Source organism: Flavobacterium denitrificans DSM 15936 (assembly GCF_000425445.1).
Classification (GTDB): Bacteria; Bacteroidota; Bacteroidia; order Flavobacteriales; family Flavobacteriaceae; genus Flavobacterium; species Flavobacterium denitrificans.
Window position 1 is genome coordinate 94,691 of record NZ_AUDL01000014.1, and the last position, 12,105, is coordinate 106,795.

Annotated in this window: 7 protein-coding genes; all 7 read right to left on the reverse strand. The window is 36.0% G+C overall.

The window, feature by feature from the left end; all coding sequences use genetic code 11:
- Nucleotides 1-23: 23 nt before the first annotated feature.
- The 7 genes from H600_RS0110040 to H600_RS0110070 all read right to left on the reverse strand — a co-directional run bounded on the left by H600_RS0110040 (nt 24) and on the right by H600_RS0110070 (nt 12,005).
- Nucleotides 24-1,766 carry a cellulase family glycosylhydrolase gene (locus H600_RS0110040; RefSeq protein ID WP_026728668.1) on the reverse strand — a complete coding sequence of 581 codons (1,743 nt, stop codon included), beginning with the start codon at nt 1,764-1,766 and terminating at the stop codon, nt 24-26.
- A gap of 40 nt (nt 1,767-1,806) precedes the next feature.
- Nucleotides 1,807-3,285: a glycoside hydrolase family 30 protein gene (locus H600_RS0110045; protein WP_026728669.1), complete on the reverse strand. Its 1,479-nt coding sequence runs from the start codon at nt 3,283-3,285 to the stop codon at nt 1,807-1,809.
- A 30-nt stretch (nt 3,286-3,315) separates the two neighbouring features.
- Nucleotides 3,316-4,782, reverse strand: a complete 1,467-nt coding sequence (locus tag H600_RS0110050; RefSeq protein WP_026728670.1) for a glycoside hydrolase family 30 protein — start codon at nt 4,780-4,782, stop codon at nt 3,316-3,318.
- A 92-nt stretch (nt 4,783-4,874) separates the two neighbouring features.
- Nucleotides 4,875-6,326, reverse strand: a complete 1,452-nt coding sequence (locus H600_RS0110055) for a glycoside hydrolase family 30 protein (RefSeq protein ID WP_026728671.1) — start codon at nt 6,324-6,326, stop codon at nt 4,875-4,877.
- A 141-nt stretch (nt 6,327-6,467) separates the two neighbouring features.
- Complete coding sequence (locus tag H600_RS0110060; RefSeq protein WP_157509897.1) at nt 6,468-7,346, reverse strand: hypothetical protein; 879 nt, start codon at nt 7,344-7,346, stop codon at nt 6,468-6,470.
- Nucleotides 7,347-7,372: 26 nt separating this feature from the next.
- Complete coding sequence (locus tag H600_RS0110065) at nt 7,373-8,881, reverse strand: RagB/SusD family nutrient uptake outer membrane protein (RefSeq protein ID WP_026728673.1); 1,509 nt, start codon at nt 8,879-8,881, stop codon at nt 7,373-7,375.
- A 13-nt stretch (nt 8,882-8,894) separates the two neighbouring features.
- Nucleotides 8,895-12,005, reverse strand: coding sequence for a SusC/RagA family TonB-linked outer membrane protein (locus H600_RS0110070; protein WP_026728674.1), 3,111 nt, complete (start codon nt 12,003-12,005; stop codon nt 8,895-8,897).
- Between the last annotated feature and the right edge of the window lie 100 nt (nt 12,006-12,105).

Sequence of the window (12,105 nt, forward strand, 5' to 3'; positions counted from 1 at the left end):
TTAGTTTTTAGTTTTTTTTAAGCTTACTTTTTCCCTTCCGAAAAATCCAAATAATTCAAATTGAATCCTCCCTTTTCAAAAACCACTTTTATTTTATTGGTTCCCAATTCTAATTGAACTCCAGATAAAACGACTGTTTTCCATTTGTCATTTCCTCCAGTTGCAGGAAGCGCAATTGGTTCCGATTTTTTTCCATTTGCAGTTTCAAAATGAAGTTTTCCTTCTGATTTTTCACTTGAATAACGAATCGCTACTTTGTATGTATTTTGTTTTTTAACTTCAGATGTAAATTGTAACCACTCACCGTCTTCGATAAAAGAAACCTGATAACCATTTGATCCGGCATCTTTGCAAGGCAAAATATCAACACCATCATTTCGCATCGTATTTCCTTTATTCCACTCATCAAAATTTCCGGTTTCAACTCTATAGTTTATAAAATCCTTATCTGAATATGCGTACTCGTTTGTTCCAAGATCATATTGCGATGCCACAATTTTCCCTGGAATTACATTCTTTTTATATGGTTTTGTTTCGTTTGTTTGTACTTGTCTGAACATTGCATCTATTACATCTGGCTTAACTGTTACGTTTTGCATTTTGTAATTATCAGCCATTTTCATTAAAGCCTTTTTTGCAAATTCTGGAGTTGGTTTCTGTCCTCCGTCTTTCCAATATTTCAACAAAACATCATATTCAGGAATTTTTGTTACTGACGTTACTCCAGCAATATTTTCGATTTTTTTCATTGGCCAAAAAGCCCATCCAATATTGTTGCTTTCTACTAAAGTCAATACGTCTTTGAACCAAACATTAGAATTTTCTCCACTTTCACCTAACCAAATTGGCACATTGTATTGTTTTCTGTAATCCAACATTTTTTGGATTGAAGCTACCGTGTTGTAGTTCCAATATTTATGAAAACTCAACGCCATGTTTTCATCCCATAAAGGAAAAATTCCGTTGTAATTATTTCCCCAGCAATTTCCTTCAATAATTACCATGTGATTTGGATCAACCTCACGAATGGCTTTTGTTACGGCAACCATCAAATCTCTTAAAGGTCCGTTTGAGTTTTCATCACAGCCATTTTTATTGCTTCCAGTAAAATTCCAATTGGGCTCATTGATAATGTCGTAAGCACCAATCCATTGATTGTCTCTGTAACGAGAAGCCAGCTTTTTCCATAAAGCAATCATTTTTTTCTGATTGGCTTCACTATTCCAAAGGGAGGGTTTTGTGGTATCGTAATCTGAAATTGCTGCGTCATTTCCTTGTCCTCCAGGTGCTGCGTGCAAATCTAAAATCAGGTACATTTTATTCTCGGCACACCATTTCAACAAATTGTCGGTCATGGTGAAACCTTCTTCAATCCAAGTTATTTCACCATTTTTTTCTTCTTGAATAGATGGTGTATACAAATTATAATGCATTGGAAGACGAACAGAATTGAATCCCCATTTTGCCAATGAATCAATATCACGTTTTGTTATTCCGTTTGCTTTATAAGCCGCATAAAATTCCTTCGTTCCTTGTTCTCCAACAACTTCCTGAATTTTTTGTTTGATTTGATATTGCGGACTTGCGAATGGCTGTGTCTGCAACATATAGCCTTCCTGAACCATCCAGCCCCCTAAACCAAGACCTCTCAAGATTATATTTTTGCCGTTTCCGTCAACGATATTTTGTCCGTCTCGATGTAAAAACCCTTGTCCGAATGAAGCAACAGATAACAAAAGCTGTGTTGCTATAATTAATTTTTTCATTCTGAAAACTTATTTATTTTCTGTTCAAAATTGTTGTTTCTTATTTCCAAGTATAAGTTCCTACTGCTCCAGCATCTAATGAAGTTGTAACCCACTTGTCATTGAATTTGATATTGAAGATTTCATTTGTTGCTCCATCATTTTCAACAATCAATACTTTTGTTCCTGTTGGTGTAACAAAAGCAGCATTTTGAAGGTTTCCGCTTATATTGCTTCCGATTCTAGTAGAACCCGCTGGAACAAATTTTGAAGCATGAGCAATAATATAATAAGCAACATTGCGCTGGAAATTTTCACTTGTAGTTACTGTTAGAGCACCTTTGCACATTGTGCAACCGCCACTTGTATGAGGCTCAAATGATCCGTTGTTTGCAAGATTCCATTCTAATGCATTACGGCTATAATTTCTGACCGAGCCAATAATCACATTGCGCACATGCCATTTTAAATCACCTCCAAAATCACCTGCTGAAGAAGTCCATTGTTCTGTGAAGTACACATTTTTAGTCGGATACGAATTATAAACATTTGTAAGTGCGCTGATATCTCCTGCATATAAATGAAAAGCCGATCCATCTACGAAAGGAAATGCATCAGCATCTGCTAAAATAGATTTTGGATAATTTGGATTATCACAATTGTGATCGTAGGCAATGATTTTTGTTTTGATTCCAGCAGCTTTGAACGCAGGACCTAAATTTGTTTTTATAAAAGTTGCCTGATCTACTGCAGACATATACATACTTGGATTATTACCGTCATGCAACGGCTCGTTTTGCGGTGTTACGGCATCAATTGTAATTCCTTCAGCTTTCATTTGCTGAATGTATTTCACAAAATATTTTGCATAAACATCATAATATTTAGGTTGCAATTTTCCCCCAATAAAACTGTCTTTATCTTTCATCCAAAGTGGAGCCGACCACGGAGTTGCCAAAATCATAATTTTAGGATTGATTGCCAAAATCTCTTTTAAAAGAGCAATTACGCCCGCTTTGTCTTTATCTAAACTAAATTTTGCAAGATCTAAGTCGGTATCGCCAGTTGGAAGATCATTATAAGTAAAAGGCGCCGCGTTCAAATCTGATGCTCCTATACTAATTCTTAAATAGCTAATTCCAATTGAATTTTCGCCTGAACCAAATAATTCTTGCAAAAGAGCGCTCTTTTTAGCAGGAGTCAACTGGTTGATTACATCTGCGCTTCCGCCTGTAAGCGTGTACCCAAAACCATCGATTGTTTGGTATTTCTGACTTTCACTAACTTCGATATTAGCATAAGTATTTACAGTGGTTCCAAATCCTAAAGTTCCCGTTTGTTTGGCCAAAAGAACACTTTGATCGCCTTTTGTCAACCAGAAATCGACATCATTTGTCACTACGACTGGCGGTGTAACAACTGGTGGCGTAACTACAGGTCCTGGGTCTGTTGCATCGTTTGATGATGAGCACTTTACTTGAGTAAATACTGTCAAAGCAAGAAATAATGCTTTTATAGTGGTTTTAAAATTTAAGTTCATTTTTATAGTTTTTTTTAGTTAACTGCACGGCTAATAGACAATTGTCTGGATAGCGTGTGCCGGAATAGTAATAGTAGTTTTTAAAGTGCCTGTGGTCAAATTATATGCAACATCTTTATCGGATTGATTCATGACAATAGTGGCAATTTTTCCATCGCTATTTTTAAACGACGTGCTTAAAAGGGTTTTATCACTAATGGTCTGAGTTATGCGTTTTGCATTTGCATGAATGAATTTTGAAAAATGCCCAATATAATAATACATCGGCGTATAGATTAATTCATCTTTTACAAGATCGGCATGGATTGGTGCGAAGCAAAAATTGTTAACATGATTTGGCCCTCCGTTTTGATCTAGAAGAATGTTCCAATCGGTCCAACCAACTGTTCCGTTATTAAAATCATTTATCATGTTAAGACCATAACGCTCAGCATTTCCCCAAAATTGAAATCTTGATGCATCGAATTTTTCGACACAGCCTTCTGTAAACAAAAGTCCTTTATCTGGAAAAGCTTTATGAACAACACCAACCGATTCAAATCTTGGTGGGCCACCGCTCCAAGTCTCGTACCAGTGGAATCCAATTCCCCATGCAAATTTTGAAACATCAGGATCTGAAAAAACGAGATTTGCTCTTTTTTCTAGCATTTCACCTCGGTTGTGATCCCAAATAATTACGTTTTTTGAAGCAAGTCCTTCTTTGTGTAATGTTGGTCCTAGATAATTCTTCAAGAAATCTCTCTCGGCTTCAGGCGTATAAATGCAAGATTCCCATCTTTGCTTTGCCATTGGCTCATTTTGAATGGTTAATCCCCAAATTGGAATACCTTCTTTTTCATATTCTCTAATAAATTTCACATAATAATTAGCCCAAGATTGTGCATACTCTGGCAACAAAACGCCGCCGTGCAAAATATCATTATTGTCTTTCATGAAAGCTGGGGGACTCCACGGACTGACAAATAAAGTTAATTTCCCGCCGGCTGTTTTAATTGCTTTTTTAAGAAGTGGAATTCTGTATTTTCGATCGTGGTCAATATTGAAGGTTTTCAATTCTTTATCACCTTCAGCAATATAAGTATAACTGCCGCTGCTAAAATCACAGCTATGTATGTTGGTTCTGGTTAATGAATAACCAATTCCTTTGTTTTTGTCGTAGTAAGCGTTTAGAAATTCCTGTTGTTTTTTTGGAGATAATTTAGCGAACACTTCAGCACTTGCATCAGTAATTGCACCTCCAATTCCAAGGAAAGTCTGATCTGTTTGTTCAGTATTTACATTAATAGATACTGTTGAATTTGTTTGTTGTGTGTTGTTTGAAATGAAATTATTTGATAGTGACAATTTCAGATTGGTATTTTCGGCGCTAGTATAAACCTCTATTTTTTTATTTGATATGGAACCAGAAACCACAGAAGCATCTGCAATTTTTGATGAATTACAACTTAATTGCAATAATAATATTGGAGTGATTAATATGCTGCTTATGGCTTTCATTGTACTTTCAAAAAAAAACGAATTAATTAAAAAGTAAATTGAGGGTTAATATGGATGATTCAGATCAACCCTCATTATTTACAAATAAAATATTAATATACAAGCGTTTGGATTGCGTGCGCAGGTATCTTAACTACAGTCTTTTCAGCAGCTATAATTAAGTTATAGGTAATCTCTTTATCTGATTGATTCATGACAATTGTTGCCATTGTACCATCAGTATTTAAAAATGAAGTACTCAATAACGCACTTCTGCTTACTGCAGTACTAACGCGAACTGCATTTAGGCGAATGAATTTTGAAAAATGTCCTATGTAATAATATGATGGCGTATAGATCAACTCGCCTGTTGTTGTATCAGCGTGAATTGGAGCAAAACAAAAATTACCAACATGATTAGGCCCTCCGTTTTGATCTAATAGAATATTCCAATCTGTCCATCCAGCAGTTCCGTTGTTAAAATCGTTGATCATTGAAATACCATATCGTTCACCATTTGCCCAAAATTGATATTTTTTAGCATCAAATTTTTCAACACAACCTTCAGTAAACAAAAGACCTTTGTTAGGATAAGCCTCATTTACTTTTCCAACATTATCAAACATTGACGCTCCTCCAGACCAGTTTTCATACCAGTGAAAACCCATTCCCCATACATATTTTGAAGCTTCAGGATCAGAATAAATTACATTGGCTCTGTAATTCATCAAATCACGATTGTGATCCCATGCAATGATTTTTACATCACCCAATTTTTCTTTTTTCAAAGTTGGTCCAAGGAAATTTTTAATAAAATCTCTTTCAGCTTCGGCAGTATAAATACATGATTCCCAAGTTTGAACTGCCATTGGCTCATTTTGAGTTGAAGTTCCCCAAATTGGAATTCCTTCTTTCTCATAAGCTTTTATGAATTTTGCGTAAAAATTTGCCCAAGTCTGATAGTATTCTGGCAATAAGGTTCCGCCTTTAAGTACATTTTTGTTGTCTTTCATGAAAGCATTTGGCGACCACGGAGCAACATAAGTCGTTAATTTTCCACCTGCTGTCTGAATAGCTTGTTTGATTAACGGAATACGGAATTGCCTGTCGTGATCAATAGAAAAGGTTTTCAAATCCTTATCGCCTTCTTCGATATAAGAATAACTTCCACTGCTAAAATCAGAACTTTGAATCGTTGTTCTTAGCAAAGAATAGCCAATTCCTTTATTTTTATCGTAGTATGCATTCAAGAATTCTGTTTGCTTTTCCTTTGAAAGCTTAGCAAAAATTTCGGCACTTGCATCTGTAATAGCGCCACCAATACCCATAAAAGTCTGAAACTTTTTTGTTGGTTCTACAAAAACAGAAGATTCTACTTCAAGAGGCTGTTTGGCTGCTGAAAAAGTTAAATTGTCAGTAGAGGTTAATCTTAAATTAGAATTCTCTGCTGTCGTATATACGGTTACTTTTTTCCCGTTGGTTGTAAATTCTTTTTTTGCTTTAGGCTGGGCAAAAGCAGCCACTGAAAACAAAAAACATAGAATTTTTAAACTGTTATTTTTCATTCTTTCCTTAATTATATTAATTCTATATACAAGTTCTCAGAAACTCATTTCTGACAGCTTAAGGAAGGATTTAAAAAATAGCCCATACTCATAACGATTATGGGCTATTTACAACCAAACTTAAACTTAACTTAATCTTTATTATTTTCCTCTGAACTCGATTTTAGTAACCGTAATTCCGTCTTTAGTAAATGTGTTACCTCCAGATCTAATCACTAAATAGATTTTTCCTGTTTCAGAAAATTTAACTGTATTTGAAACTGTACCAGTTGCATCATTTTTTACACATCCAACAGAAGATAGTTTTCCAGAAAACTTAGCTTTAGCACACCCGTCCCAAGTACTTAGTCCCATTACTTTATTATCTTTATATTCAACTCCTGATTTAGGAACTGTTTTTCCAGCATAAACTTCAAACCAAGTTTCATCAGATCCGCTAGGGCAAGAAACCAACATATCAATCGTGTATTCTTTATCTTTTACAACATCGATTGCTTGGTAAATTCCTTCTTGAGCCCATCCTCCTGGAGAATGAATAGTAGCACTACTATTAGCGTAAGACCAGAAAGCTGCTCCTGTAGAACTTAAATTTAAAACAGTCCATTTAGCTTGATCTGCAGCAGTAGCAAAAGTTCCACCTTGAACCAAGTTTCCTTTTGCAGGATCTGTAGTTGCAACAACTAGTTGTGAAGTCGCTTTTCCTGTTGCTCCTCCAGCACCAATAGCTGTATGCGTAATTGTGTAAGTACCTGCATCTGGAAGAACAATAGTTTGTGTCATTTTACCTGGAAAATCACCATCGCCAGTATTCCATTTTGACGAAATAACACCTTTAGGCTGTGCAGTCAAAAGATATGTATTTACCGCTCCAGCCACTGGAGCTACAGTAAATGAAGCATCAACACTAGCCGCTGTTAAACCATTTCCATCTCCAGCATCTTCTTCACAGCTTGTTAGCGAACCTAATGCTATTGCAAGCATTAGGTAAGCACTTCTTTTTAAAATTATATTTAGGTTCATTTTTTTGCGTATTTGGTTAGTTAGTTTTATTCGTAGTTAGGATTTTGTTTCAATTTAGTTCCCACTAACTCAACATGAGGAATTGGGAAAATTTCATCTGTACCTGCATTGAATCCTCTGTCAGACAAAGCAGCTGCTGCATCACCCCATCTTACTAAATCAAAGAATCTGTGACCTTCGCCTGCAAGCTCCATTCTTCTTTCAGCTTTGATTGCAGCTAATGAAACAGGAACTGACGCCAATCCTACTCTCGCTCTAACAGCATCTAACAATGCTTGAGCTCTTGCTCCAGAACCTAATGCTTCTGCTTCCATCAAATAAGTATCAGCAAGTCTGATTACATAAGAGTTTTGTTTGTAGTTTAACTCTGCAGCACCTCCACCAGTACGCACATCAGATTGTCTTGGCAAGAATTTATTCAAGAAATACCCTGTGTCTTGGTATCCTGGTATATAATCAGCAGTTCCAGCAGCTTTTAAAGCTTTCAAATCTAAAATTGTAGCAGCAAATCGTGGATCATCTTTCATTGCATCGTACAATTTTTGAGTAGGAACACTGAAACTCCATCCTGAAGGAAGGTCTGGTGCAGTTGAGTTTGCTGGTCTAGAGTAACCTCTTGGCCCTACCATTACATTTAATGAGTTACCTTCGTCTCTTCCAGAACCCCAGAAATCCCAGTTTGAGTTACCAGCACTAGTATGCGAAACCTCAATAAGTGACTCTGAATTGTATTTGTTTGATGTTACCCATAAATCACTAAACTTAGTCAACAATTTATTTCCGTACTGATTTGCTGCGCCTGGAGTACCATTTACTTCAGCCAAAACAGCAGCAGCTTCTGCTTTTTTTCCTTCAAACAAATAAACTTTACCTAATAAAGCTTGAGCAGCAACTCTTGTAAGGCGACCTGACTCTGAAGCAGCGTTTACACTTGTCGGTAAAGCTGGAATAGCCTCTTTTAAATCTTTTTCAATTTGAGCATATACAGCCTCTGGAGTTGCCTGTTCAACGTCCAACATTGTAGATGTTGTTAACGGTTCCAAAATAAGCGGAATGTTTTTAAACATTCTAACTAAATTAAAGTAGTATAATGCTCTTAATGTTTTTGTCTCAGCTGTAAAACGACCTTTTAAAGCTGCTGACATATCAACACCTGCCATTTTTGACAACAAAACATTTCCTCTGTAAATACCTTGGTAATGGTCATTCCAGAAGCTTCCTGGAATAATCAATGAAGTTAAAGAGTGAGTAGAGAAATTTTGAATTCCGTTACCATCTGAAGCACCACCACCACCAGCATAAAAATCATCTGATCCAGCATTCATCATGGCAACCATATTTTCAAATCCACCAGTGTTTTTTCTTAATGGATCATAAACTCCAACAAGTGCAGCAGTTGCTTGTTGTTCATTTTTGTAATAACTGCTGGAAAGGAAAGATCCTTTTGGCTCAAGAGTAACAAAATCCTCAGAGCAAGATCCTAAAACGGCCATTGCAACAGCAACGTATATGTATTTAAATTTTATATTTTTCATGATTCTTTAAGTATTAAAATTGAAAGTTGGCCCCAAACATAATAGACCTTGCCTGTGGATAAACACCTCTGTCGATACCAAATACCTGACCTCCAATTTCTGGATCATATCCAGTGTATTTCGTAAATGTGATAAGGTTTTCTCCATTAAGGTAAAAACGGATTTTATCAGCACCAATTTTAGAAGACAAGCTTAAAGGAAGTGTGTATCCTAATTGTACAAGTTTCAAACGAACGTAATCTCCGCTTTCTAAGTAAAAGTCAGACATGTTGCTGAAGTTTTTGTTTGTATCATTGTTTGCAAGTCTTGGGTAATCATTTGATGTTCCTTCTCCTACCCAACGATCTAAAGCAGAAGTTTGGTAATTAGCATTTAAGATATCCAATCTTCGTAATCCTTGGAAAATTTTGCTTCCAGAAGTTCCTTGAGCAAATGCCATGAAATCGAAGTTTTTGTAATCTAAATTCAATGTTAAACCGAAAGTTAATTTTGGTAAACTTGTTCCTAAATATTGCTTATCCTTATCTGAGATTGCACCATCACCATTGTTATCAACCCAACGGAAATCTCCAGGTTTAGCGTTTGGCTGAATTAATCCACCTGCAGCATTTTTGTAAGCATCGATTTCAGCTTGATTTTGGAAAATACCGGCTGTTTTGTATCCATAGAATTCATTGTATGAGTGACCAACTTGAGTTCTTGTCACTGCTCCCATAGATTGGAAAGAAGCATTTCCTTCAATATAATCAGCTGTAGCTCCAATGTAAGTGATTTCATTTTTCAAAGTAGAAAGGTTTCCATTTACCCCTAAATTGAATTCACCTAATTTTTTTCTGTAACCTAATTCAAACTCAAAACCGCTGTTGTTCATGTCAGCAACGTTTGCCCATGGTTGTTCAGCAACTCCAACGTATCCAGGAATAACCACTGGTTGTAAGATACCAGTTGTTTTTTTCATGTAGTAGTCAAAAGTAAAGTTGAAATCGTTGAATAATTTTGCATCAAAACCAATACTTGTTTGCGAAGTCTCCTCCCATTTCAAGTCAGGGTTGTCAAGAGTTACGTTAGCATAACCAGTTGTAATAGCTCCAGTATTTCCGAAAGAATAGTTGTAACCTCCAGATACTAATGAGATATATCTGAAATCAGCAACTTGGTCATTTCCTACAACTCCATAACCTCCACGGATTTTTAATGTATTAACATATGGATTTTCTTTCCAGAATTCTTCTTTTGAAACCACCCATCCTAAAGAGAATGAAGGGAAGTTACCCCATTTGTGGTTATCTCCAAAACGAGTTGATCCATCACGACGAATAACTCCAGTTACAAGATATTTCTCTTTGTAGTCGTAATTTAAACGAGCAAATAATGAAGTAACTTTATGTTGAACTAGATCGCTAGTACCACTAGTTCTGTCAGATTGAGGAATGTCAAAGTTAAAAGAAGCATCTTTATAGCTTGTAATAGGCAAACCGTACATTGTTGCTCCAACATAACCTCCAATATTATCAACATAAGTTCCTTGACCTCCTAATACACTAAGATTGTGATCACCAAATCTATTAGCATATGTTACGATATTCTCAATATTCCAAGAAAATGATTTGTTGTTGTTTTGGTGATAGTTGTTTTTAAGAACATTTACGTTTGAGCTTAAGAAATAAACAGGTGTAAATCCTGTATCACCCCAGTAAGCTAATTTACCACCAATTGTAGTTCTAGCTTTTAAGTGGCTTGTAATGTTTGCCTCAAGATAAGCATTACCAACGAAATCATCAGACCAGTTGTATGCACCTAATCTTGTTTGAATATATCCTAATGGATTTGACATTTCTTGTCCAACAACAGAAGAAATACCATAAGGATTTCCGTTAGCATCGCGAACAACTGGATTAGTTGAATATGGTGCCGCATTTGCAACAGCAGGATCAGTAACTACTAATGGAGTAGTTGGATCAAGATTAATAGCAGAACTTAAAGGACCTCCAAACTCGCTGTTTGTGTTTCCAATTCCTGTTGATTTTTGTCTTGCGTAAGCAAAAGTTTGACCAAACGTAAAATATTTAGATATTTTATGAGTAGAGTTTAAACGGAAAGTCTTTTTGTTGTATTCAGAGATATCTGTAGCAACAATACCTTGCTGATCTTGGATCCCGAATGAAGCATAAAAAGTAGAAAATTCTCCACCACCGCTAAAGCTTAACTCATGTGAATATCTGTAAGCATTATTATTAAAGATAGCGTCTTGCCAATCTGTACCTTTTCCTAAAGCTGAAGGATTTGGATAAACAATTGAACCTCCATCTGCAACAGCTTTCTCATTCATTAAAGTAGCATATTGTGTTGCGTTCAATAAATCAAGTTTTTTCGCTGGAGAAGAAACTCCTGAAAAACCAGTGTAGTTAACAGAAAGTTTTCCAGATTTACCTTTTTTAGTAGTCACTAAGATAACCCCTGTAGCAGCACGAGTACCATAAATAGCAGCAGAAGCGGCATCTTTTAGAACCTCGATAGACTCGATATCTGATTGATTCAAGAAATTGATACCACCTGCGTCAACCACGTTTCCGTCAACAACCCAAAGTGGATTGTTACCTCCATCTCCAAAAGTTGTAATACCACGTACACGGATAGTTGATCCAGCCCCAGGTTGTCCTGAACTTGCAGCAACAGTCACCCCTGAAACTCTACCTTGTAAAGCTTGTTCAACGCGTCCGTTTGGTACTTTTTCAAGATCTGCAGCCTTTACACTGGAAATTGCTCCCGTAACCACCGCTTTCTTTTGAGTACCGTATCCAACAACCACCACCTCATTTAATGATTGTGATTCTGGTTTTAATTGAAATGTAATTTTTGTTCTTCCATTTACAGCTTCATTCACTGTAGTGTACCCAATAAAAGTTACTGTCAAAACACCATTTGACGGTACTTGAATTTGGAATTTCCCATCAAAGTCTGATGCCGTAGACTTTTTTGTACCTTTTAATACAACAGTTGCACCAGGAACTGGCATTCCACTTTCATCATTGATAATCCCGTTTACTGTGACATCCTGAGCCACAGCCATAACCGAGAATAACAGAGATGAAACACAAAAAACAAGTAATTTTGTTAATTTCATTTTTCTAAAAATTTTGGTTAATTAATTAGTAATTTGATGCAATAATAATGTTATTTTTTTACTATCAACAACTAAATTTCACTACAAAAACACATCAAAA